General features: G+C 62.7%; 20 protein-coding genes and 2 tRNA genes. 16 read left to right on the top strand and 6 right to left on the bottom strand.

Going from position 1 to position 23,741, the window contains the following annotated elements; translation table 11 throughout:
• From RIF72_RS14885 to RIF72_RS14870, 4 genes are all read right to left on the bottom strand, one after another.
• The coding region (locus tag RIF72_RS14885) for an FtsX-like permease family protein (protein ID WP_309075612.1) at positions 1-2,339 on the bottom strand (2,339 nt) is incomplete at its 3' end.
• Positions 2,340-2,342: 3 nt separating this feature from the next.
• Positions 2,343-3,137, bottom strand: a complete 795-nt coding sequence (locus tag RIF72_RS14880; RefSeq protein ID WP_309075611.1) for an ABC transporter ATP-binding protein — start codon at positions 3,135-3,137, stop codon at positions 2,343-2,345.
• Positions 3,138-3,225: 88 nt separating this feature from the next.
• Positions 3,226-3,939 carry a response regulator transcription factor gene (locus RIF72_RS14875; protein WP_309075610.1) on the bottom strand — a complete coding sequence of 238 codons (714 nt, stop codon included), beginning with the start codon at positions 3,937-3,939 and terminating at the stop codon, positions 3,226-3,228.
• A gap of 3 nt (positions 3,940-3,942) precedes the next feature.
• Positions 3,943-5,070 carry a sensor histidine kinase gene (locus tag RIF72_RS14870; RefSeq protein ID WP_375164238.1) on the bottom strand — a complete coding sequence of 376 codons (1,128 nt, stop codon included), beginning with the start codon at positions 5,068-5,070 and terminating at the stop codon, positions 3,943-3,945.
• A 192-nt stretch (positions 5,071-5,262) separates the two neighbouring features.
• Between RIF72_RS14870 and RIF72_RS14865 the strand changes: the two genes are divergently transcribed.
• From RIF72_RS14865 to RIF72_RS14820, 10 genes are all read left to right on the top strand, one after another.
• On the top strand, positions 5,263-6,315 hold the full coding sequence (locus RIF72_RS14865; protein ID WP_309075608.1) for a 3-isopropylmalate dehydrogenase: 1,053 nt from the start codon (positions 5,263-5,265) through the stop codon (positions 6,313-6,315).
• A 120-nt stretch (positions 6,316-6,435) separates the two neighbouring features.
• Positions 6,436-7,548, top strand: a complete 1,113-nt coding sequence (locus tag RIF72_RS14860) for a branched-chain amino acid aminotransferase (protein WP_309075607.1) — start codon at positions 6,436-6,438, stop codon at positions 7,546-7,548.
• A 319-nt stretch (positions 7,549-7,867) separates the two neighbouring features.
• Positions 7,868-8,668, top strand: coding sequence for an MBL fold metallo-hydrolase (locus RIF72_RS14855; RefSeq protein ID WP_309075617.1), 801 nt, complete (start codon positions 7,868-7,870; stop codon positions 8,666-8,668).
• A gap of 23 nt (positions 8,669-8,691) precedes the next feature.
• A complete protein-coding gene (locus RIF72_RS14850; protein ID WP_309075606.1) occupies positions 8,692-9,468 on the top strand; it encodes a fumarylacetoacetate hydrolase family protein in 777 nt (258 codons plus the stop codon).
• A 123-nt stretch (positions 9,469-9,591) separates the two neighbouring features.
• On the top strand, positions 9,592-11,112 hold the full coding sequence (gene gltX, locus RIF72_RS14845; RefSeq protein WP_309075605.1) for a glutamate--tRNA ligase: 1,521 nt from the start codon (positions 9,592-9,594) through the stop codon (positions 11,110-11,112).
• 14 nt (positions 11,113-11,126) lie between these two features.
• Positions 11,127-11,855 carry an HAD family hydrolase gene (locus RIF72_RS14840; protein ID WP_309075604.1) on the top strand — a complete coding sequence of 243 codons (729 nt, stop codon included), beginning with the start codon at positions 11,127-11,129 and terminating at the stop codon, positions 11,853-11,855.
• Positions 11,856-11,992: 137 nt separating this feature from the next.
• A tRNA-Gln gene (locus tag RIF72_RS14835) sits at positions 11,993-12,064 on the top strand.
• Positions 12,065-12,191: 127 nt separating this feature from the next.
• A tRNA-Glu gene (locus RIF72_RS14830) sits at positions 12,192-12,264 on the top strand.
• A gap of 110 nt (positions 12,265-12,374) precedes the next feature.
• Positions 12,375-14,156 (top strand): dynamin family protein, encoded by a 1,782-nt coding sequence (locus tag RIF72_RS14825; RefSeq protein ID WP_309075603.1) that lies wholly within the window; start codon positions 12,375-12,377, stop codon positions 14,154-14,156.
• On the top strand, positions 14,153-15,772 hold the full coding sequence (locus tag RIF72_RS14820) for a GTPase (protein ID WP_309075602.1): 1,620 nt from the start codon (positions 14,153-14,155) through the stop codon (positions 15,770-15,772). The genes RIF72_RS14825 and RIF72_RS14820 overlap by 4 nt, the downstream gene beginning before the upstream one ends.
• Positions 15,773-15,783: 11 nt before the next feature.
• Here RIF72_RS14820 and RIF72_RS14815 read toward each other — a convergent pair whose 3' ends face one another.
• Positions 15,784-16,320, bottom strand: coding sequence for a DUF1697 domain-containing protein (locus RIF72_RS14815; RefSeq protein ID WP_309075601.1), 537 nt, complete (start codon positions 16,318-16,320; stop codon positions 15,784-15,786).
• Between the two features lies 1 nt (position 16,321).
• A complete protein-coding gene (locus tag RIF72_RS14810) occupies positions 16,322-17,041 on the bottom strand; it encodes an IclR family transcriptional regulator (RefSeq protein ID WP_014922101.1) in 720 nt (239 codons plus the stop codon).
• Between the two features lie 123 nt (positions 17,042-17,164).
• Between RIF72_RS14810 and leuC the strand changes: the two genes are divergently transcribed.
• The 6 genes from leuC to RIF72_RS14780 all read left to right on the top strand — a co-directional run bounded on the left by leuC (position 17,165) and on the right by RIF72_RS14780 (position 23,740).
• A complete protein-coding gene (gene leuC, locus RIF72_RS14805) occupies positions 17,165-18,616 on the top strand; it encodes a 3-isopropylmalate dehydratase large subunit (RefSeq protein WP_309075600.1) in 1,452 nt (483 codons plus the stop codon).
• 11 nt (positions 18,617-18,627) lie between these two features.
• Positions 18,628-19,236: a 3-isopropylmalate dehydratase small subunit gene (leuD, locus tag RIF72_RS14800; protein WP_309075599.1), complete on the top strand. Its 609-nt coding sequence runs from the start codon at positions 18,628-18,630 to the stop codon at positions 19,234-19,236.
• A 208-nt stretch (positions 19,237-19,444) separates the two neighbouring features.
• Positions 19,445-20,770, top strand: coding sequence for a UDP-N-acetylglucosamine 1-carboxyvinyltransferase (gene murA / locus RIF72_RS14795; RefSeq protein ID WP_309075598.1), 1,326 nt, complete (start codon positions 19,445-19,447; stop codon positions 20,768-20,770).
• An 11-nt stretch (positions 20,771-20,781) separates the two neighbouring features.
• On the top strand, positions 20,782-21,555 hold the full coding sequence (locus RIF72_RS14790) for a lysophospholipid acyltransferase family protein (protein WP_309075597.1): 774 nt from the start codon (positions 20,782-20,784) through the stop codon (positions 21,553-21,555).
• Entirely contained in the window at positions 21,552-22,604 is a 1,053-nt protein-coding gene (locus tag RIF72_RS14785) for an NAD(P)H-dependent glycerol-3-phosphate dehydrogenase (protein ID WP_309075596.1), read from the top strand. Before RIF72_RS14790 ends, RIF72_RS14785 begins: the two co-directional genes overlap by 4 nt.
• The gene (locus RIF72_RS14780; protein WP_309075595.1) at positions 22,604-23,740 is read left to right on the top strand and encodes a D-alanine--D-alanine ligase family protein; all 1,137 of its coding nucleotides are present in this window, start codon (positions 22,604-22,606) and stop codon (positions 23,738-23,740) included. The genes RIF72_RS14785 and RIF72_RS14780 overlap by 1 nt, the downstream gene beginning before the upstream one ends.
• The last annotated feature ends 1 nt before the right edge of the window (position 23,741 follow it).

Raw genomic sequence — 23,741 nt, 5'->3', positions numbered from 1 at the left:
GGAACAACTGTGGCTACGCCTCCCAGGCTTGCCTGCGCGCCGAGCCAGCCATAGACGATGCCCAAAGCTGCTCCCATGATCGCGGCCACACCGGCGACGAGCACGGCCTCGATGGCCAGCATGCCGCGGAGTTGGCCCCTGGTCAGCCCCAAGGCACGAAGCAGCGAGTTCTCGCGCGTCCGCTCCAGGACCGAGAGCGACAACGTGTTGGCTACACCGATCAGGGCGATCACCACCGCGACACCAAGAAGCCCCGTGACTACCAGCAACAGGACATCGATGATGCTGTTGAAGGTCACCCTCTCAATTGCGGCGCCACTGACAGTGCGCTCATGCACGCCCAACGCGGCCGCGATCTCTTTCTGAATGGCCTGAACCCGGTCCGCAGACACGGAATCATCCAGTTTCACCCACACCATGCCGGGCGTTTCCGGTAGCGCATCAGCGGGGATGCTGGAACTTTCCACGAAGGCAGGCACGTGGCGGGTACGCAGGACTTTGGCATCGAGCGAAACGGTGCCGGTCGCCGTCGTGATTCTTGCCGGGCCTTCGGGGGAGTCCTCAGGCAGATAAACGATGCCCGTGGACGGCTTCAGGTGGTTATCACGCACCACGGATGCAGCGTCTGCGGCGGACAGGCCATAGATGGTCATGCCGCCGTCGGGCGTCGCACTGTCACTCAGCGTTCCCACCGGCTGCAGCAGCACTGCAGCGCTGACGCCGTCGAGCGCCTTAATCCGAAATACAGCCTGGGCGGGATCGCTGGCGTCCACTGCGGTTTGGGCGGACAGGTCCACCGGGTAGTTTTCCGCCAAGGTGTCGTTGAAGGCGTGCCTGGAGGTAGCCGCTCCGGTCATCATGAGGGAAACCAAGGTGACGCCGATCAGCAGCGCGGCGGCAGTAGCGGAGGTACGGGCAGGGTTTCGCGTCGCATTGACGGCGGCAAGCTTGCCAGGCACACCGGCGGGTGCGGCCAGACGTCCCGCCAGGGCCACCACGGAGGGAATGAACAGGGTGGAGCACAACAGGATCCCCACAAACGACGCAGCACCACCAAGCAGCGCCACCAGCAAGGAAACAGTCATGCTGCCGTACACCAGCAGGACTGTTCCGCCCACCAGGGCCAGCAGGCCCAGGGCAAGGCGAATCTTGCCACGCCGGTTGCTGACGGAGGCGTCATCGGCCGGGCGGAGGGCGGCGAGTGGCGCGACGGCGGTGGCCGCCTTCGCGGGCACCAACGCAGCCACTACGGTGAGAAGCGTTCCGGCCACCAGGCCGGCAATGATGGCCGACGGCGGCACCGCCAACGTCGCGAACGCTTGCTCAGGCTGGGATTTAGCCCAGGCGATCAAGCCGGTCATCAGGCCTGTCGCAGCGAGGACCCCCAAGACTGAAGAGATGAACCCAACCACGACGGCCTCCAGCATGACCGAACCGCGGATCTGTGCCCGCCCGGCGCCCAGGCACCGGAGCAATGCCAACTCCCTGGTCCGCTGCGCCACCAGAACGGAGAAAGTATTGGCCACCACCAGGGTGGAAACGAGGATGGCCACTCCCGCGAAGGCGAGCAGCACAACGGTCAGCTGGTCCTGGCCCGCACTGAGCATGGCCACTGTGGAGGTGACCTTCTCCTGTGCCGTTTCCAGCACGGGCTCAACGGCACCTGCTGATTCCATGCGGTGTGCGATGTAGTCCTTGGCCGCTGTGACGTCTTCGCCGGGCTTGAGTGCGAACTGTAGCCCGGAGTACCCGGCTCCCGCGTCCTGGACCGCGTTCACTACTGACGCAGAAGCCACCAACTGGGCGGCCGATGACGAGAAGGGATCGTTGGTGGCCTTGGTCAGGCCGGAGATGGTCACTTTTGCCGTCTTGACGGGTCCTGCACCCCGCAACTCCAAGGTGCTGCCGACTGTGAGGCCCAGATGATCGGCCGTCTTGACGTCAATGACGGCTTCCGAAGAGTTCGATGGCATGGACCCGGAGGAAAGCACTGCACCCTCCAGGGAAGCCGGCGCCGCATTGCGCAGCCGGCCGTATTGTTCACCCCCGCCAGCCTCGAACGTTACGTAGGTGGACCGCTCGGCATAGCTGTCCTGCACTGCGGGCGAGGAAACCGCCGCGTCCACCGCTGCCTGCGTGAACGGCTCCCCGTTCTTGGAAGTAGCCACAACATCGGCGTTGCGGTATGCCTCGCCGATGCTCGCGCCCAGTGACGCATTGGTGCTCGCGCCCACCATCAGCGTGGCCGAGAGGAACATGACAGACAACATGACTGCCAGCCCAATAGCCACGAAACGCCGGAAGTGGGTGGTCAATTGGGAAAGGGCAACGCGCAACATGCCTTAGGCCCCCAGCTTGCCGAGGGCAGCCAACACAGAATCGGCAGTGGGATCGTGGATCTCGCCCACCAACCCTCCATCGCTCATCAGCACCACGCGGTCCGCGTAGCTCGCTGCCACGGGATCGTGGGTGACCATGATGATGGTTTGCCCCATTTCCTGGCTGCTGCGGCGCAGCAATGCCAGGACTTCTCCGCCCGCCCGTGAGTCCAGGTTTCCGGTGGGTTCGTCGCCGAATACGACGTCGGGACGCGTCAGCAATGCCCGGGCTACAGCCACGCGCTGCTGTTGGCCGCCCGAGAGCTCATGGGGCCGGTGCTTCAAACGGTCTTTGAGCCCCAGCGTCGTGACAACCGTATCCAGCCACCCGGCGTCGGCGGTGGTTCCTGCCAAAGCGAGCGGAAGTGTGATGTTCTGCTCGGCGGTCAATGTGGGCACCAGGTTGAACGCCTGGAAAACGAAGCCGATGCGCTCCCGGCGCAGAGCGGTGAGTTGACGGTCATTGAGCCCCGTCAATTCGGTGCCGCCCAGCAGAATCCGTCCGGAATCGGCCGTGTCCAAGCCGGCAAGGCAATGCATCAAGGTGGACTTGCCGGATCCGGACGGTCCCATGATCGCAGTGAATTTGCCGGCATCGAAGCTCACTGAGACGTTGTTCAAGGCAGTGACGGTGGTATCAGCGCGGCCGTAGCTCTTGGTCAGCTCATGGGCCTCCACAGCGGGACGAGCCTGGGCGTCTTCCGGGCGTGCGGGTCGATCGGTTCCTGGCGGGTGGGGGAGAGGCGTGAATGTTGTCATGGTTCCACGCTATGTTTCCGGCCAGCCCTGCCGGATCGGGCCGCAGGCCCATTATCGCGGAGGCTGGCTCATACCGTGGTCTGAGATGCTAGGTACCCGGGGATACAACGCCGGTCTCATAGGCGATGACCACCACCTGGACACGGTCCCGTGCGCCAAGCTTCGCCAGGATATGACCCACGTGGGTCTTGACCGTGGCCTCGGATAAGAACAGCCCCGCCGCGATTTCCGGGTTCGATTGTCCCTGCGCAATCAGCTGGAACACCTCGCGCTCGCGGGCTGTAAGGCGTTCGACGGCGGCAGCATGCTCACTCTGCTCCGGTGTTTGCGTTCTCAGCAGGGGCGCCACGTGGTCAAGCAAGCGTCGGGTGGTGGAAGGGGCAATCACGGCGTCCCCGCGATAGACAGTGCGGATGGCCTCGAGTAGCTCCTCCGGCGGTGCATCCTTCAGGAGGAATCCGCTGGCGCCGGCCTGGATGGCTGCAAGGGCGTACTCGTCAAGGTCAAAGGTGGTGAGGACAACGATTTTCACATCTGCACGCTGCGAACCGCTGGGCTGTGCCCCTGCCTGTTCCAGGATGCGCCGGGTCGCCTCAATGCCGTCCATCCCTGGCATGCGAACATCCATGAGGACCACGTCGGCGGCGGTGGCTCGCAGGGCTTGGACCGCCTCAATTCCGTTACCGGCCTCGGCCACCACTTCAAGGTCCGGCTGTGAATTGATGAGCATGCCAAAACCCGATCGAACCAATTGCTGGTCATCAACGAGCGCCACCCGGATGGGTGCGGGAACTTCAGGCATGGCTTAGGCCTCCGAATATGGAATAAACGCGGACACACGGAAACCGCCGCCCTGTTCAGGGCCCGCGGTCAAGGAACCATCGTAGAGGGAGACGCGCTCACCCATTCCACGCAGCCCATTGCCGCCGCCGGCGGTGGGCGGATCTGCAGCGGCGCCCCGGCCGTCGTCGATGATGTCCAGTTGAAGGCCGCGGGCCAGCCACGTCAGGGTGACACTCGCCGTCGCCTTCGGTCCTGCGTGTTTCATCACGTTGGTCAGGGCTTCCTGGATAATGCGATAGGCCGTAAGTTCCGCGCCGGCTGGTAGGGCCCTGCGGGGTACGCCGGTCTCTTCGAAGGCTACCTGCAGTGTTGCGGCGCGAAAGCCAAGGAGGAGTTCGTCGAGATCGGAAAGCCGGGGTTGAGGGCGGGTAGGGGAGTCGTCGTCGGAGCGGAGTATGCCCAGCAGTCTTCGCATCTCGCCCAGAGAATCCCGGCCCGTGGCAGCAATGGTTGCCAGGGCCTCGGTTGCGAGTTCGGGTTTCGCGGCGGCAGCGTATCGGGCACCGTCCGCTTGGGTGATGATGACCGACAGCGAGTGCGCCACGATGTCGTGCATTTCCCTGGCAATGTGGGAACGTTCATCGGCGGCGGCCAGTTTGCGCTCCTGCATCTGCTCCACTTCAAGCCTCCGCGTGCGATCCTCAAGGGCCTGAAGCTGTAGCCGGCGTACGCGTGTGAGGTCGCCCAGCGTCCAGCTCACCAGTACCAGCATCCATATCAGAACGGTGTAGAGCGCACCGATGGTGAGGCCCAGGATGCCGGACTCAGCTGTGGTTGAAAAGAGCCGGGTAGTGAGCATGACCCCACCCAACAGTCCGGTCAAAAGAACCGTCCGACTCGCCCACGCTGGGCCATAAGCGGCCGTGGCGTAAATGACCAGCGGGACAGCGATTTGGCCCGCTACGGGTTCAGCGCCTGCCGCCCACTGGATGAGGCACACCAGGACAACGACGCCGGCCGCCACGGCCGGGCGGGTGCGTCGCCATGCGAGGGGAAGCAGGAGGCTGCAGGACAAGAGGAACAACCAGGGCCGGTCTGCGACCAGATAGACAGGACCAAAGAGGAGGATGAGGAGGCACGTGGCCGTCATATCAACTTTGAAGCGGTTGATGCGGAACCATTCGTATATCTCGTGCCTTCTATCCACGCTATGACTCTATGTGGTTGCACCCGACGGGGCATCATGCCGTGGTCTGACTCTCGCCGGGGCTATGAGCACAGTGAGTGTTCGAAGAGTGAGACGATTTTGACCAGCATGTGGATTGCTTGGCTAGATAGAGCTATGAGTGCAACGTCCATCAATCTCGCTGTCATCCCAGGCGACGGCATTGGCCCTGAGGTCATCGCCGAAGCCGTCAAGGTCCTCGAAAAGGCCGTCGCCGCCGAAGGCGTAACCCTTGAGCTGACCAACTACAAGCTTGGCGCCCAGCACTGGCTTGAGACTGGCGAGACCCTCCCGGACGAGGTCCTGGAAGACCTCCGCACGCGTGATGCCATCCTCTTTGGAGCAGTGGGCGCAGCCCCGGGTGATACCCGCATCCCTTCCGGCATCATCGAACGCGAGATGCTGCTCAAGCTTCGTTTTAGCCTGGACCACTATGTAAACCTGCGCCCGTCCCGCTTGTACGGGACCGTCGGCAGCCCCCTGGCCAACCCCGGTACCATCGATTTCATCGTGGTGCGCGAAGGTACCGAGGGGCCCTATGTGGGCAACGGCGGCACCCTGCGCGGCGGCACTCCCCACGAAGTGGCCACGGAAGTCTCCCTCAACACGGCTCATGGCGTGGAGCGCGTCGTCCGCGATGCCTTCCGCCGCGCCAACGAGCGTCCGCGCAAGCACGTCACGCTCGTTCATAAGCACAATGTGCTGGTCTTTGCCGGGCACTTGTGGAAGCGCACTGTTGAGGCCGTGGCCCGGGAATTCCCCGAGGTCACCCACGACTACCTGCACATCGATGCCGCCACCATCTTCATGGTGACCGACCCTTCACGCTTTGATGTCATCGTCACCGACAACCTTTTCGGCGATATCCTCACCGACCTCGCCGCTGCAATCACCGGCGGCATCGGCCTGGCGGCATCGGGCAACATCAACATGGACCGCACCGCACCGTCCATGTTCGAGCCCGTCCACGGCTCAGCCCCGGACATCGCCGGACAGCAGAAAGCAGATCCCACCGCGGCCATCCTCTCCGCAGTGCTCCTCCTGGACCACCTTGGCTACACCACGGCGGCCCGCAAGATCGAAGCGGCAGTAGTCGCCGACGTCGAAGGCCGCACCGGTGAGCCGCGCAGCACCGCTGCTATTGGTGATGCCATCGCGGCCGCACTTTAGGCCCATTTCTCAGGCGTAAGCTTGTGTTGAATTATTTACCTGCTTCCCTGGTCCATCGCTGAACCACACCCTTTTTTGGGGCCCGGTTCGCACTGCCAGGTAGCTGACTGTGGAGGAAACATGACTCAGACTGCCCATGGCGTCGAATTCAGCCAGCAGCTTTCGGATACCCCGAAGTCTGCTGAGGAGCGTGCAGCCGTCCTGGCGAACCCAGGCTTCGGCGACTACTTCACCGACCACACCGCCGTCGTTGACTACAAGGTTGACGCCGATGGAAATGGCGGTTGGCAGAATGCCCGGATCGAACCCTACGGACCCATCTCCCTGGACCCCTCGGCTGCTGTCCTGCACTACGGCCAGGAAATCTTCGAGGGCCTTAAGGCCTACCGTCACGCTGACGGTTCCGTTTGGACCTTCCGGCCCGAAGCCAACGCAGCACGGTTGAACAAGTCCGCGCGTCGCCTTGCACTCCCGGAACTGCCCGAGGAGTACTTCCTCGGTGCCATTCGCGAACTCGTGCAGGCTGACAAGGAATGGGTTCCTTCCGGCGACGGTGAAGCCCTTTACTTGCGCCCGTTCATGATCGCTACGGAGGCGTTCCTTGGTGTGCGTGCTGCCCGCGAAGTGTCCTTCCGCGTCATCGCTTCCCCCGCCGGCAATTACTTCGGCGGCGAGCTCAAGCCCGTGTCCATCTGGATCTCCCGCGAATACGCCCGTGCGGGCCGTGGCGGAACCGGTGCCGCCAAGTGTGGCGGCAACTACGCAGCTTCCCTGATCGCTCAGCAGGAGGCTGAAGCCAACGGTTGCAAGCAGGTCCTTTTCCTGGACCACTTCAACGACGACGCCGTGGAAGAACTCGGCGGCATGAACGTGTTCTTCGTGATGAAGGACGGTTCGCTGGTTACTCCGGCCCTGAGCGGCACCATCCTTGAAGGCGTCACCCGTATGTCCGTCATCCAGGTGGCCAAGGACATGGGCCGTGAAGTCACCGAGCGCAAGATCACGCTGGATGAGTGGCGCGACGGCGTGGCCTCCGGCGAGATCACCGAGGTCTTCGCTTGCGGCACCGCAGCCGTGATCACGCCGATCGGTGTGCTTAAGGACGCCACGGAATTCATCGGCTCCGAGGACGCGAAGGCCGGGGAAACCACCATGGCCATCCGCCAGCAGCTCCTGGGCATCCAGACTGGAACCGTGGAGGACACCCACGGCTGGCTGACGCGCCTGGTCTAAGTTTTCGACACAGCAGAACGCACGACGGCGGCCCTTCCACTTGGCAACAAGCGGAAGGGCCGCCGTACTACTTCCCCGAACGCTCTCGCAGGTCTCTCGGGTTTGGGCCGTACGCTCTATCAGGTTCCTCGGGTTTGAGCCGGACGCTCTCGCAGGTCCCTCGGGTTTGAGCCGGACGCTCTATCAGGTCCCTCGGGAGGCCTTCGACCGGCGACGGCGGCACCTCGGTGAGGTGACGGCGTCGAGCGTTGGTGGGGAGGGCTTGGGATGTGAGCGAGCATGCGTTCAGTGTCAAGATGGGACAGTGACTTCAGAATCAATGGCGACTTCCGGCAACTCGCCCACAAGTGACTCCTCTTCCCTGCAGCGCAGCAGCGAACTCACCCGCTTCCGATTGGCTCCGAACCCGGGCCCAATGAGCCTGGACGGCACGAACTCGTACGTCATCGGCGCGCCGGGATCCCGTCATGTGGCGGTGGTAGACCCGGGCCCTGAAGACGAACAGCATTTGGCTGCGTTGGCATCGGCAGGTGTTGTGGATGTTGTCCTCATTACCCACCGGCACGCGGACCACACTGAAGCATCAGCACGTTTTCACCAGATCACCGGGGCGCCTGTCCGTGCTGCGTTGCCGGAGCATTGCCACGGCGGCGAGCCGCTGATGGGCGGCGAAGTCCTGACGGCGGGCGGCGTGGAGATTCGCGTGGTGGCCACCCCGGGTCACACGTCGGACTCCCTTTGCTTCCATGTCCCGGATGACGGGCCCAGCGGATCCGTTCTCACCGGCGATACGATTCTGGGCCGTGGAACCACTGTGTTGGATTACCCGGACGGCCGGTTGGGTGACTACCTTGCAAGCTTGGACAGGCTTGAAACGATAGGACCCGCGACACTGCTGCCCGCACATGGGCCTGTGCTCCCGGCCTTGGACGAAAAGTGCCGTGAGTACCGTGATCATCGCGAGCAGCGGCTCGAACAAATCCGAACGGCACTGAAACACCTCGGCGAGGATGCGTCCATCGCTGCGGTCACTGATGCGGTTTATCCCGACGTCGACCCATCCGTCAGGTGGGCAGCAGAGACTTCCGTTGCGGCCCAGTTGGATTACCTCCGAAGCTAAACCCGGACTGTAGGCTTGAGCCCATGCGTATCGCCCGGTTTGTAGTTGATTCTGATCCCCTTTACGGCGTTGTTGAAGGCGAGCCCGGCAGTGAGGAAATCACTGTCATCAACGGCGACCCCTTCTTCAACGGCGTCGAACGTACCCACGTGAAGCACAAGCTCGAGGACGTGCGGCTCCTCGCCCCGATCATTCCCCGCAGCAAAGTCATTGGCGTCGGCCGGAACTTCGCCGAGCACGCAGCCGAACTCGGTAACGAAGTTCCCCAGCATCCGCTGCTCTTCCTGAAGCCCAACACCTCAGTGATTGGTCCGAACGATCCCATCATCCTTCCTGAGTTCTCGGAGGAAGTTTCCTTCGAAGCTGAGCTCTGCGTAGTCATCGGCCGGATCTGCAAGGACGTTCCCGAGGACCGTGCGGACGATGTCATCTTCGGCTACACCTGCGGCAATGACCTCACGGCCCGCGACGTCCAGAAGACGGATCTTCAGTGGGCGCGGGCTAAGGGATTCGATACCTCCGCGCCGCTGGGTCCGTGGATCGAAACCGAACTCGACCATGAAGACCTGTCCATCCAGGGCCGGCTCAACGGCGAACTCCGCCAGGATGGCAGCACCAACCAAATGATCCGCGGCGTACGCGAGCTCGTCTCCATCGTTTCGCATGCATTCACCTTGCTTCCGGGAGACGTCATCATGACCGGCACCCCTGCCGGTGTCGGCCTGGTCAGCGAGGGTGACCGCTTTGAAGTGGAGATCGAAGGCATCGGCCGGCTCTCCAACCCGGTGGTTCGCCGCTAGGCTCCCAGCCACGCATTAAACCTCGACGGCGGCATGCGCCCTTCGCACGAAAGGTGCGTGCCGCCGTCGAGCGTTCCCATACGGGAATCCGAGCCAACGCCAAGCGGTAAAGTTGGAACCACTATGACTACTGCTTCTGCGTCGAACGCTGCCTCCAGCGCCATTCCTGCCGTCAACGCCGAGACTCCGGTCCGCGTCCGTTTCTGCCCGTCACCCACGGGAACACCGCACGTTGGCCTGATCCGCACTGCCCTGTTCAACTGGGCCTATGCGCGCCACACCGGCGGCAAGCTGATCTTCCGCATCGAGGACACTGACTCTGCCCGGGACAGCGAAGAGAGCTACCACCAGCTGCTGGACGCCCTCAAATGGCTCGGCATCAATTGGGATGAGGGCGTAGAGGTTGGCGGACCGCACGAGCCGTATCGGCAGTCGCAGCGCGGTGACATCTACCAGGATGTGATCGCCAAGCTGAAGGCGGGCGGGCACGTCTACGAGTCCTACTCCACGCCTGATGAGATCGAAGCACGCCACAGGGCGGCAGGCCGGGATCCGAAGCTGGGCTATGACGGCTTCGACCGGCACCTGACGGATGAGCAGTTGGCACAGTTCAAGGCCGAAGGGCGCGAGGCCGTCCTGCGTCTCCGCATGCCGGACGAGGACCTGACCTTCAACGACCTCGTCCGCGGCGAGATCACCTTCAAGGCCGGCTCTGTTCCCGACTTTGCCGTTGTCCGTGCCAACGGTGCTCCGCTCTATACGTTGGTCAACCCGGTGGACGACGCCCTCATGGGGATCACCCATGTCCTGCGTGGCGAGGACCTGCTGAGCTCCACTCCACGTCAGATTGCGCTGTACCGTGCGCTCTATGCAATCGGCGTGGCCGAGTACATGCCGGAGTTCGGCCACCTGCCGTACGTCATGGGCCAGGGCAACAAGAAGCTCTCCAAACGCGACCCCGAGTCCAGCCTGTTCCTACACCGCGAGCGTGGCTTCATCCCAGAGGGCCTGCTCAATTACTTGTCGCTGCTTGGCTGGTCCCTGAGCGCGGACGAGGACATCTTTACCGTGGAGCAGCTCGTGGCCAACTTCGACATCCATGATGTCCTGGGCAACCCGGCACGCTTCGACATCAAGAAGGCCGAGGCCATCAACGGAACCCACGTGCGGATGCTCGCGCCGGAGGACTTCAAGGAACGCTTGGTTCCCTACCTCCGCGCTGCAGGTCTCGTAGGGGAGATCCTCACGACGCGCCAGGAAGAGATCCTCGACGAGGCGGCCCCACTGGTCCAGGAACGCATCACCCTCCTCGGCGAAGCTCCCGAGATGCTGGCTTTCCTCTTCAAGGCCGACGACGCCATTGACGTTGCAGACGATGCCCGCAAAGGCCTTCCGCAGAACCTGGAAGAAGTGCTGGATGCTGCCCTGGCGGCGCTGGAGCCCATCGGGGAGTGGACGGCGGAGAACATCCAGACCGCGCTCAAGCAAGCTCTGGTGGAGGACCTGGGCATCAAGCCGCGTGCAGCGTTCGGGCCGGTGCGCACCGCCATTTCAGGGCGCCGGATTTCACCGCCGCTGTTCGAGTCGATGGTGATCCTTGGCAAGGATTCCTCGCTCGCCCGTGTTCGTGCCTTCCGCGGCTAGCAACGGAATCAGTCATGGCTATCTCGAGAACTTTCGGCACCATCCGCGGTGTCCTCTTCGACATTGACGACACCTTGGTGGACCTTGAGTACGCCATGACAACAGCACTCCGGGACGTCAGCGAACATCTCCTGCCTGGCCTGGACCAGGCCGGGTGGGTGAAGTTCGGGCGCATCTTCACCCACGAAACGACGCACTTTTACGACCGCTACCTTGCCGGCGAGCTGACGTTCAATGAGCAACGCCTGCTGCGAGGCAGGGCTGCTTTGGGCCACTTTGGCGTGGACCTTCAGGACGGCGAGGAGTCTCAGGCGTGGGTGGCCGAGTACCACCAACGCCAGACGGCCTACGTCCGGGCCTTTGACGATGTGGAAGGCGTGCTGGACGCACTCGATGCTGCCGGCATCCCCTACGGGGCCGTTAGTAACAATGTGCATGATTACCAGCGGGCAAAGCTGGACGGTGCCGGGCTTTCAAGGATTAAGGTCCTTGTGGGCACCGACACGGTAGGCGTGCCGAAGCCGGAACCGGCGATCTACCTCGAAGGCGTGCGTCTGCTGGGCACCCGTCCGGAGGAGACCCTCTATGTGGGCGATAACAGGTTGCTTGACGCTGACGGTGCAACGGCGGCCGGCCTGGTTGGAGTGTGGCTCAACAGGACGGGGGAATTGGTGGAGGAGTTCACTGGCCGCCAAGTGGACTCTCTGTTGCGGTTGCTGGTCAAGGCTGCCACTCCGGCTTAAGAATCGTGTGATGCAGGTAACGGCCTTACGATTTGTGCAGGTGGCGAGACTCCGGTAGAGTCATTACTCGTGCTGAGGGGCGCGGAGGGAAAAGCTGAGGGAAACCAAAGCACTGAGCTCCGGTCCAAAAGCCACTTTGGGATATGGTGTAATTGGCAACACTACGGTTTCTGGTACCGTCATTCTAGGTTCGAGTCCTGGTATCCCAGCTCTGAAAATCCGCGTAAACACGATGGAAATTCGGAAATTTCAAGTCGCTCAGTCGATTTGGAGCATAGCTGAAAGTATGAAATACTCATTCAGCTTGATCGCCGGAAACGGCGACAAAAAGTGCAAGGCCCCATCGTATAGCGGCCTAGTACGCCGCCCTCTCACGGCGGTAACGCGGGTTCGAATCCCGCTGGGGTCACAAACAAATCCCCCCGGAACTACGGTTCCGGGGGGATTTCTTTTTCTCTATTTCTGTCGTCCCTGCCTGCGCCGCACCTGTGACGGGGATCAGGCTGGCATGATGATGCTGTGACCGCAAATGATGATGAGACAACACCCCGGGCTAACCAAGCTGCCCAAGGTGCGGCAGCCGCCGTCGAGACCTTGGAAGCTGCCCGCACGGAACTTGCGGCCACAACCCTTCCGCTCGCAGTGCCGGAGGTCCGGGAAGCCCGACAGTGGATCCGTGAGTCCCTGGCCCAGCTCGACGACTACGTAATTCCCCGCTACCGCAGCCTCGACGCCCCCCTTCTGGCCGTCGTAGGCGGTTCCACCGGCGCAGGGAAGTCCACGCTGGTCAACGCGCTGATCGGCTACCCGGTGACCCGTGCCGGCGCTATCAGGCCCACCACCCGCCAGCCCATCCTCTTGCATCATCCTCTGGACGCCGGGTGGTTTGAAGGCCACCGGATACTTCCCAGCATGGAGCGTATCCGCGGCACGGTATCTGCGAGTCCGCTGCCGGCGCATCAGGCAGGTGCCGCTCCCGACGCTCAGGCCATCACGTCTTTGGTTCTGGTGGGACACGAGTCAGTGCCCCAAGGCATCGCCCTGCTGGACGCGCCCGACGTCGACTCCATCTCTGATGACAATCGCAGGCTCGCCGGACAGTTGCTTGCTGCCGCTGACCTCTGGGTATTTGTCACCACGGCAAACCGCTACGCCGACGCCGTACCGTGGCGCCTGCTGCTGGACGCAGCTTCGCGGGATATCACAGTGGCCGTAGTCCTTGACCGCGTGCCCGCTGCAGCAGAAGACGAAGTCAGGACTGACCTGCAAGCGATGTTGGACCGGCAGGGCCTGGCGGAAGCGAAGCTCTTCGTCGTTTTGGAGAGTGCGTTGAATGAACTGGGCATGCTTCCTGAGGAGTCCGTCATTGGCTTGCGTCAGTGGCTGGGTGCCTTGGCAGCTAATGCGGCCGGACGGGCGGAGGTTGCCAGGCGGACACTGAATGGCGCAGTTAAGGCTGTCAGCGTCCGGTTGGAGGGAATCGCGGGTGCTGCTGCGGCCCAGGATGCCGCTGCCCACGACCTCCAGGCAACGTGCCTTGCCGAGTATGAGCAAGCTCTCTCACGCATTCTGGAGGCCACGAAGGACGGGGCACTTCTCCGCGGCGAAGTGTTGGCGCGCTGGCAGGACTTCGTGGGAACCGGGGAGTTCTTTCGCGCCCTCGAGCAGAACATCGGCCGGATGAGGGACCGTGTAGGGGCCTTCTTCCGAGGCGAGCCCGCTCCTGCCGTGAAGGTCGAAACAGCTATCGAGACCGGGTTGCAGGCGGTGATCCTGGACGAAGCCGCGAATGCCGCCGAAAACGTGGACAGGCGCTGGCGTTCGGACGCTGCGGGTCGGGAACTCCTTGGCGCCGAAGATCTTTCGGGCACCAGCGAGGGTTTTGATGCGAAGGCTGCAGCAGCTATTCGTTCCTGGCAGGAAGGGCTGATGGAGATGATCCGAACACAGGGCCAGGGGAAACGAACCCAGGCCCGGTGGTTGTCCTTCGGCGTCAACGGGCTCGGCGCGGCGCTCATGGTGGTGGTGTTCTCCATGACCGCCGGCCTGAGCGGCTTGGAGATCGGTATTGCAGGCGGAACCGCCGTTGTTGGCCAGAAGCTGCTGGAAGCCGTGTTCGGCGAGGACGCAGTGCGCCGCTTGGCCCAGCAGGCCAGGGATGATCTCCACACACAGTGCCAACGGCTCCTTGACGACGAGAGGCAAAGATTCCTGGATCGCCTTGAAGCAGCCCATCCGACCTCCGGAGACGGCCTCGCCCGGCATGCCCAAGCTTTGCGCCGTCTGGCGGGGGCCGCATGAGCCGCCACGGCCATGTCCGCGAGTCGTCCCAACTGCAGCGCAGGCTGGAATCGCTCAACACCGCCCGGGAACTGGCTGAGGGCGTCCTCCCGGACCCCGATCTGCAGTCTGTGTATGACGTTTTGGAGCGTGCCACCTCGCGGCGGTCATTGTCGGCAGGGCACACTGTGGTGGGGTTTTTCGGGGCGACAGGTAGCGGAAAATCGTCGTTGTTCAATGCTGTTTCCGGCAGTGAGCTCGCCACTGCCACTGCGCGGCGTCCTACAACGTCTGCACCGTTGGCGGGTATCTGGGGCGAAGAAGGCAGCGGGCCTTTGCTTGATTGGCTGGACGTCAAAGAGCGACATACCCTTCCGGCGGTTGCCGGGCTCGCAGACGAGAGCAGCGGCCTGGTGCTGCTGGACCTTCCCGACTTCGATTCCACCAGGGTGGAAAACCGGGAGATTGTTCAGCGCATGGTGGGCATGGTGGATGTGCTGGTGTGGGTCTTGGACCCGCAAAAGTACGCTGACGCTGCGGTGCATAAAGATTTCCTCCGACCCATGGCCTCCCACGGTGCCGTAACACTGGTGGTCCTGAACCAAGTGGACAAACTCAATGCGGCCGATGCAGCCGCCGTGCTGGAGTCTTTGGAAGGCATCCTGGCCCGGGACGGACTGGGCAAGGTCAGGGTTCTTAGTGCCTCGGCGCTTACCGGCGACGGTGTGCCGACTCTCCGCGGGGCCATTCGTAACGTCGTGGTCCAACGGGAGGCAACAACACAGCGCCTGTCGGCGGACGTCACCAAGGCCGCAGCGGAACTTGCCCGGGCCTCCGGCGAGGGCGAAGCCCGCGGCATCAAGGGAAGCGCGAAGGCCCGCCTCGCGTCGGAGCTCTCGACGGCGGCAAACGTACCAGTGGTGGTGGACGCCGTGCAGCGATCTTTCGCGAGGGAGTCAGCCAAGAGGACCGGGTGGCCCGTCACCCGGTGGCTGTTGCGTTTCCGACCGGACCCCTTGCGGAGGCTTAACCTGGGCAGGGATGACACCAAGCCTGAATTGAGCCGCACATCGTTGCCTCCCGCGGGGGCGCCGGAGCGGGCGCGGACGGATGCCGCAGTCAGGGACTTTGCCGATGAGGCTTCTGCCGGCGCTCCCGGTCCTTGGCGTGCAGCGATTCGCAGCGTGGCCAGGGACGGGCGGGAACAGCTGCCCGACGCGTTGGATCAAGCTATTGCAGGCACGGACCTGAAGGCGGTCAAGCGTCCCCTGTGGTGGATCCTTTTCAATACCCTTCAATGGATTGCGCTTCTGCTCGCAGTTGGCGGCCTGGGGTGGCTGGGTGTGTTGGCAGCACTTGGCTACTTTCAAATGCCAGTGCCCGAGGTCCCGCGAACAGAAGGCTGGCCCTGGCCTACGCTGATGGTCGCGGGGGGAGTGGTGCTGGGGATCGTCCTCGCCATCGCCGGAAGGATCCTTGGAGGCTGGGCTGCCCGGGTCAGGGCATCCGGGGCATCGAAACGTTTGAAGGCCGCCGTGGCAGCAGTTGCCAATCAACGGGTTGTGGAGCCCGTCGAGGTTGAAATTACGCGTTTGAAGGCGTTCAACGCGGCGCTGAAGGCCGCCCGCTCCGGTTAGGGCTGTGCAGCCTAGAGGGCCCCAGCGGCGTCCCTTACTTTGATGAGCGTGCGCAGGTTCCTTGTAGTAGTGCTGGCTTTGTAGCGTGGCTTGGCCGAGAGCTTGCTGAGGGGACTGTCCAGCGTGCCTCCGGCGGGGGCCAGCCATGCGGAAGCCTCCGGGCCCAGTCGAACTTGCTCCACGCCGTCCAGCGCTTCGCCTGCCTGAAAGAGTTCATCGAGCATGGCTGCGTCGGAGGCGAGGGTGATGTAGCTGTGCGTGGTTTTGTCGTCCGCCGGGTACGGGCACGCGTCCACCAGTTCCGCTACCCGTGCGGCGGTGAGGACAACCACCCAAGCGTCGTAACCAAAGGTTTCCCGTAGGCACTTTTCGAACTGGGCCTTGACGTCCTTGGCGCTGAGTTCACTCTGGAGCACCACGTTTCCGCTGGCCAGCAGGGTTTTGACCTTGGCAAACGGGTAGTCCTTGAGGGCTGATGTGAGATCGGCCATCTTGATGCTGATGCCGCCCACATTGATGCCGCGGAGGAAAACGGCGTAGTTGTTCACCCTAGTCATTGTTCTTGCGCAGGGCTTCGGTCAAAACCCGGGCGGCGTTGCAAACCACTTCGGCATGAAGGCGGCCCGGCTGGCGCGTGAGCCGTTCAATGGGACCTGAAATGGACACAGCCGCGATGACCCGGCCTGACGGTCCCCGCACGGGGGCTGAAACCGAGGCGACCCCCGGCTCGCGTTCGCCAAGGCTCTGACCCCAGCCCCGGCGTCGTACGCCTGCCAGGACGGTGGGGGTAAAGCGGGCGTTTTGCAGCCCTTCGAGAAGGCGGTCGTGGTCTTCCCAAGCCAGCAGGACTTGCGCGGCGGAGCCAGCCTTCATGGAGAGTTGGGTGCCCACTGGAATGGTGTCCCGCAGGCCGATGGGACGTTCTGCGGAGGCCACGCAGACACGCCAGTCACCCTGGCGGCGGAAGATCTGCGCGCTTTCGCCTGTGGCGTCCCGGAGTTGAATGAGAACGGGTCCTGCGGAGGCGATGAGACGGTCTTCCCCGGCGGCGGATGCGAGCTCCACCAATCGGCTGCCCAGGACGAAGCGTCCTTGGATGTCGCGGCTCACCAGACGATGGTGAACCAGGGCCAGCGCAAGCCGGTGAACTGTGGGCCGGGCAAGGCCCGTGGCCGCTACAAGTTGCGCAAGAGTCGTGGGTCCAGCCTCAAGGGCATCGAGTACTTGGGCCGCTTTATCAATGACACCGACTCCACTAGAATTGTCCATGTAATGATATTGCCGTCTCAATATCTGAGATGCAAGTTGTTTCGCTGGCCTATTTTGCGGCGGTGCTGCTTCAGTGGAACAAGAACAACGCAACAAGCCAACCGCAGTGAAGGGAGCAAGGCCGTGGGAAAGACACTGGCCGAGAAAGTCTGGGACGCGCACGTAGTGCGCAAGGGTGAGGGCGAAGGAGCCAATGCCCAGCCAGACCTTCTCTTCATCGACCTGCACCTCGTCCACGAAGTGACATCCCCGCAGGCGTTTGAGGGCCTGCGCCTGGCTGGCCGGCAGCTGCGACGCGTCGACCTGACCATTGCCACGGAGGACCACAACACTCCCACGCTGGACATCGACAAACCAATCGCGGACCTGACCAGCCGCACGCAGATTGAGACCCTGCGCGCCAACTGCAAGGAATTCGGCGTCCGGCTGCACTCCCTCGGTGATAAAGAACAGGGGATCGTGCACGTCGTGGGGCCGCAGCTGGGACTGACTCAGCCGGGTATGACAGTAGTGTGCGGCGACTCGCACACCTCAACCCACGGCGCCTTCGGTGCGTTGGCCATGGGAATCGGCACGTCCGAGGTGGAGCACGTTATGGCCACCCAAACCCTGTCTTTGAAGCCGTTCAAGACCATGGCCATCAATGTTGAAGGCACCCTGCGGCCCGGCGTCACAGCCAAGGACATTATCCTTGCCGTCATCGCGAAGATCGGGACAGGCGGCGGTCAGGGATATGTTCTCGAGTACCGTGGCTCCGCTATCCGTGCGTTGTCGATGGACGCCCGGATGACCATTTGCAACATGTCCATCGAAGCCGGTGCCCGCGCCGGTATGGTGGCACCGGACCAGACCACGTACGACTATATGCAGGGCCGCCCCCACGCGCCGGAAGGCGCCGACTGGGATGCAGCCGTCGAGTACTGGAACACGCTCAACACGGATGCAGACGCGACCTTCGATGTCGAGGTTGACCTGGATGCCGATACCCTGGAACCGTTCGTGACCTGGGGTACAAACCCGGGCCAAGGTGTGTCGTTGTCCTCCAAGGTACCGTCGCCGGAGGATTTTGGTGACGAGAATGCCAAGGCAGCTGCCGAACGCGCCCTGCAGTACATGGGCTTGGAAGCCGGCACCCCCATGAAGGACATCCGCGTGGATACCGTCTTCCTGGGATCTTGCACTAATTCACGTATCGAAGATCTGCGCGCTGCTGCCGACATCATTCGTGGCCGCGAAAAGGACCCCAAGGTCCGCATGCTGGTGGTACCGGGTTCCGCCCGTGTCCGTCTGGAGGCAGAGGCAGAGGGCCTGGACAAAGTCTTCAAGGAATTCGGCGCAGAATGGCGTTTTGCCGGTTGCTCCATGTGCTTGGGCATGAACCCGGACCAGTTGGAGCCGGGCGAGCGTTGTGCCTCAACATCCAATCGCAACTTTGAGGGTCGCCAGGGCAAGGGCGGCCGCACGCATCTGGTCTCGCCTGTCGTGGCTGCGGCCACCGCTGTCCGGGGCACGTTGAGTTCGCCATCGGACCTCGAGTCCGCTTCCGCGGGCACACCGACCGGAATCGCAGTCTAGGAGGATTCATCATGGAAGCATTTACCACCCACACCGGCATCGGCGTTCCCCTGCGCCAAAGCAACGTTGACACTGACCAGATCATCCCTGCTGTGTACCTGAAGCGCATCACGCGCACAGGCTTCGAGGACGCTTTGTTCGCTGCTTGGCGGAAGGACGAGTCCTTCATCCTGAACCAAGCCCCGTTCAATGCCGGCTCCGTACTGGTTGCCGGCCCGGATTTCGGTACAGGGTCATCCCGTGAGCACGCTGTCTGGGCGTTGAAGGACTATGGTTTCAAGGCCGTTCTGTCCTCCCGGTTCGCCGACATTTTCCGCGGCAACTCCGGCAAGCAGGGCCTGCTCGCCGCACAGTTGGCGCAGGATGACATTGAACTCATTTGGAAGGTTCTGGAAAACCACCCCGGAACTGAAGTCAAGGTTGACTTGGTCTCCAAAACGGTTGAGTGTGGCAACGTGGTGGCGCCTTTCGATATTGATGACTACACCCGTTGGCGTCTCCTGGAAGGCCTGGACGACATCGGGCTGACCCTTCAGCATGAGGCAGACATCACGGCTTACGAGGCCACGCGCCCGGCCTTTAAGCCGAAGACGCTTCCGGCGAAGGTTGATGCCGGATAGCCCATCATCTGAGGCCGCAACTCCGCGGATAACGGACCGGCAGGCCCCCTTCGGGAGCGTCTGCCGGTCCTTTTTCGTTGGCGAACACGCGAAGCCTGATACGCGGGGTGTCGGGCGGTTCCATTTCGGATCGGTAAAGCGAGCTTCTATGCTTAGCTGGAGCCTTTGTAAGTTTGGGGGGCGAGTAGTCGTGAGGAAACCGGTATAGATGAGTAGTGTTCTGACAATCCGCGGTGGCGTCCCCTTGACCGGGCGAGTGACCGTTCGCGGTGCCAAGAACCTGGTGCCCAAGGCCATGGTGGCGGCGTTGCTGGGCAGCGAACCATCGGTGCTGAGGAACGTGCCGGAAATCAAGGACGTCGAGGTTGTCACCAGCCTGCTGCAGCTGCACGGCGTGACCGTCGTGAAGGATCCGGTATCGGGCGACCTCACCTTGGATCCCAAAGATGCAAAGACGGCCTCCAGCACGGCCATTGACGCGCATGCTGGCGATTCGCGGATTCCCATCCTGCTGTGCGGACCGTTGATTCACGCGATCGGCGAGGCCTTCATCCCGGATCTGGGCGGTTGCAAGATCGGCGACAGGCCCATTGACTATCACCTGAACGTCCTGCGGCAGTTCGGCGCCGTGGTGGAAAAGCGCCCGGGCGGCATCCACATTTCTGCCCCGAACGGTTTGCATGGAGCCAAAATTTCGCTGCCGTATCCATCGGTGGGGGCCACTGAGCAGGTGCTGCTGAGCGCAACGCGTGCCGAGGGCATTACTGAACTCATTGGTGCGGCCACCGAACCCGAGATCATCGACCTCATTGCTGTCCTGCAGAAGATGGGCGCCATCATCAGCGTTCAGACTGACCGGACCATCCGGATTGAGGGCGTCAAAGACCTTCGTGGCTACAACCACCGGGCCCTCCCGGACCGCAACGAATCCGCATCCTGGGCCTCTGCTGCTCTGGTTACCCGTGGCGACATATTTGTTGAGGGCGCTTCTCAGCGCGACATGATGACGTTCCTGAATACCTACCGCAAGGTCGGTGGCGGCATGGACATCGGCGACGACGGCATCCGCTTCTACCACCAGGGCGGTAAGCTCTCCCCGCTGGTCCTGGAGACAGATGTCCACCCGGGCTTCATGACGGACTGGCAGCAGCCGCTGGTGGTGGCCTTGACACAGGCCGAGGGCGTCTCCATCGTCCACGAGACTGTCTACGAGAACCGCTTCGGATTCACGGACGCCCTTGCACGGATGGGTGCGAACATCCAGGTGCACCGCGAGTGCCTGGGCAGTGTTCCCTGCCGGTTCGGACAGCGGAACTTCCTGCACTCAGCAGTGATTTCAGGCCCCACCCCGCTCAGGGGCACCGATATTGACATCCCTGACCTCCGGGGTGGTTTCAGCCACCTCATCGCAGCGCTGGCTGCTACGGGCACGTCACGCGTTACGGGCATCGACATCATCAACCGCGGTTACGAGCGCTTTACCGAGAAGCTGGCCGGCCTGGGCGCCGATTTCGATATCACCACCACCAAGTAGCGGGGGCTCCTTTGAAGGAATCGGCCAAGAGCCGTGCAACGTTTATGCTGCTGGCGGGTCTTGCGCGTCCGTTGATGAACGTCCTGATGGCCAAGAAGTGGGAAGGCATGGAGAACCTTCCACCCGGCGGCTTCATCGCAGTACCCAACCATTGCACCGAGATCGACCCCATCGTGATCGGACACATGGTGTACAACCAGAAGCGGCCACCGCACTTCCTCGCGAAGACCGGCCTCTTCAACGTGCCCGTGCTGGGTTCCCTGCTGCACGCCACAAAGCAGATACCGGTTGAACGCTCGACGGCGGGAGCGAACCGCTCGCTTCAAGTCGCCAAAGAAGTGGTGGACGCCGGTGGTGCCATCATCATCTACCCCGAGGGCACTCTCACCCGCGACCCTGATCTTTGGCCGATGAAGGGCCACACCGGGGCCGCCAGACTTGCCCTGCAGACCGGAGCCCCTGTGGTGCCCATGGCGCACTGGGGTGCACAAGAGGTTTTCCCCCGGTACGCCAAGCGGTTCCACATCTTCCCGCGCAAAACCGTCCGCGTGCTTGTTGGCAAGCCCGTTGATCTCAGTGCGTTCAGGGAACAGCCGCTGGACCGCGCAACACTGACCGCGGCCACTGAAGTCATCATGGCTGCCATCACGGAACTCCTTGAAACCCTTCGAGGTGAACCTGCACCGGCGGAACGCTGGGATCCGGCTGTTCACAAGCAGTCCAAGCACGGCCGCTTCATTCAGGGTGGTTCTCCTGATGCCGGCGAAGGCGAGGACGGGAAATGACTGCAGTGGAAACGAATGTCTCCACACCGGACATCGTGGCTGTCTTGGGTGCGGGTTCGTGGGGAACAACGTTTGCGAAGGTCCTGGCTGATGCCGCGACGGCCACCGGATCTGAACGTAGTATCCGGATCTGGGGTCGTCGGGCGGAGGTCGTGGAGCAGATCAACTCTTCGCACCGCAATGAGCAGTACCTCAAAGACATTGAGCTTCCACCATCCGTAACAGCATCCACAGATGTGGAGGAGGTGCTGAGGGATGCCACCTTGGTGGTCCTCGCCGTGCCTGCCCAGTCGCTACGACCACAGCTCGGGGAGTGGAAGGCGTTCCTTGCGCCCGATGCCGTGGTTGTGTCCTTGATGAAGGGCCTGGAACTGGGCACGGACGCCCGGATGAGCGAAGTCATTGCCCAGGAGTTGGGTCTTCCCGCGCCGCGCGTAGCAGTAGTGTCGGGCCCCAACCTGGCGATGGAGATTGCCCGCGAGCAGCCAACAGCCTCAGTTGTTGCCTGCAGCGACGCCGACACCGCTGCTGCCATAGCGCTGTGCTGCACGGCACCGTACTTCCGGCCCTACACCAGCACTGATGTTGTGGGGGTGGAAATCGGCGGGATCGTGAAAAATGTGATTGCGCTTGCTGTGGGTATTTGTGAAGGCCGCCAGATGGGCGACAACACAAAGGCTTCGGTGATCACGCGCGGACTTGCTGAGACGTCCCGGCTTGCCCTGGCCCTTGGCGGCGAAGCCCACACCATGGCCGGTCTTGCCGGACTCGGCGATCTTGTTGCCACGTGCTCCTCAGCCCTCTCGCGGAATCACACCGCTGGCAGGTTGCTTGGTGAAGGCCTCAGCCTTGAGCAAGTGGCCGAACAGATGACGCAGACAGCAGAAGGCATCAAGTCCGGCCCCGCTGTTCACGAACTGGCTGGCAAATTGAATGTTGAAATGCCCATTACGGCTGCCGTCGTGGCGGTGCTTGAAGGCAGAATGTCCGTTGATGACCTGGGGCCACGACTGTTGGCCCGGGCACTGAAGTCCGAAGGCGACTACTGATGGTGACTGACCAATCCACCCCCGTGACGGGCCGGCCCCGTGTAGCGATTCTCTTCGGGGGGCGCTCCAGTGAACACGCCGTCAGCTGCGTCACTGCAGCTGGTGTCATGGGGGCGATCGACAAGAACAAGTATGAAGTCATACCGATTGGCATCGCCAAATCCGGGCAATGGGTACTCGCTTCGGGCGACACCAGCGACTGGTCGTTGAGTTCGGCAGCGCTTCCCGAGGTGGCGCCGTCGGGCAGGACCGTGACTTTGGCCGAAGTGGCTGGCGTGCATCAACTCATCGTCACCGAGCCCAATGCCGTTCCCCAGGAACTGGGGTCCGTGGACGTTGTCTTCCCCCTGCTTCATGGGCCGTGGGGCGAAGACGGGACCATCCAGGGCCTTCTGGAGCTTTCAGACACGCGCTATGTCGGAGCCGGTGTGCTGGCCTCGGCCGTGGGGATGGACAAGCATTTCATGAAGGTGGTGTTTGAATCTGCCGGACTGAGCGTAGGACCGTACGTAGCGGTCACAGACCGAGAATGGACCACGGACGCGGAGGCTGTCCGTAAGCGGGTGGACAAACTCGGGTACCCCGTGTTCGTGAAGCCAGCCCGCGCGGGTTCGTCCATGGGTATCTCCAAGGTTGACTCGATGGAAGGGCTGGACGCTGCCATCGAGGAAGCCCGCCGCCATGACCTGAAGCTGGTCATTGAAGCCGGCATCGTGGGCCGCGAGATCGAGTGTGCTGTCCTTCAGGGTCGCGGCACGGATGCGCCCCGTACTTCCATGCCGGGTGAGATTGCGGTGGCAGCCGGTGAGCACCAGTTCTATGACTTTGCCGCCAAGTATGTTGAGGACGGCGCCGCAGCCCTGAGTTGCCCGGCTGACATGCCGGACGAGGCAATCGCACGCGTGCGTGAACTCGCCGCCGTGGCGTTCGACGCCGTGGGGGCGGAAGGCCTTAGCCGCGTGGATTTCTTCTACACCCCTGCTGGCGAGCTGATCATCAATGAGATCAACACCATGCCCGGTTTTACGCCCAAAAGCATGTACCCGCAGATGTGGGCGGCGTCCGGCCTGGCTTACGGGGACTTGATCGACGAACTGATCCACCTGGCTCTGACACGCAAGACGGGGCTGCGCTAAA

This window comes from Paenarthrobacter sp. (genome assembly GCF_031180005.1).
In the GTDB taxonomy this organism is placed as follows: Bacteria; Actinomycetota; Actinomycetes; order Actinomycetales; family Micrococcaceae; genus Arthrobacter.
This window is presented reverse-complemented; position numbering and strand designations above follow the sequence as displayed.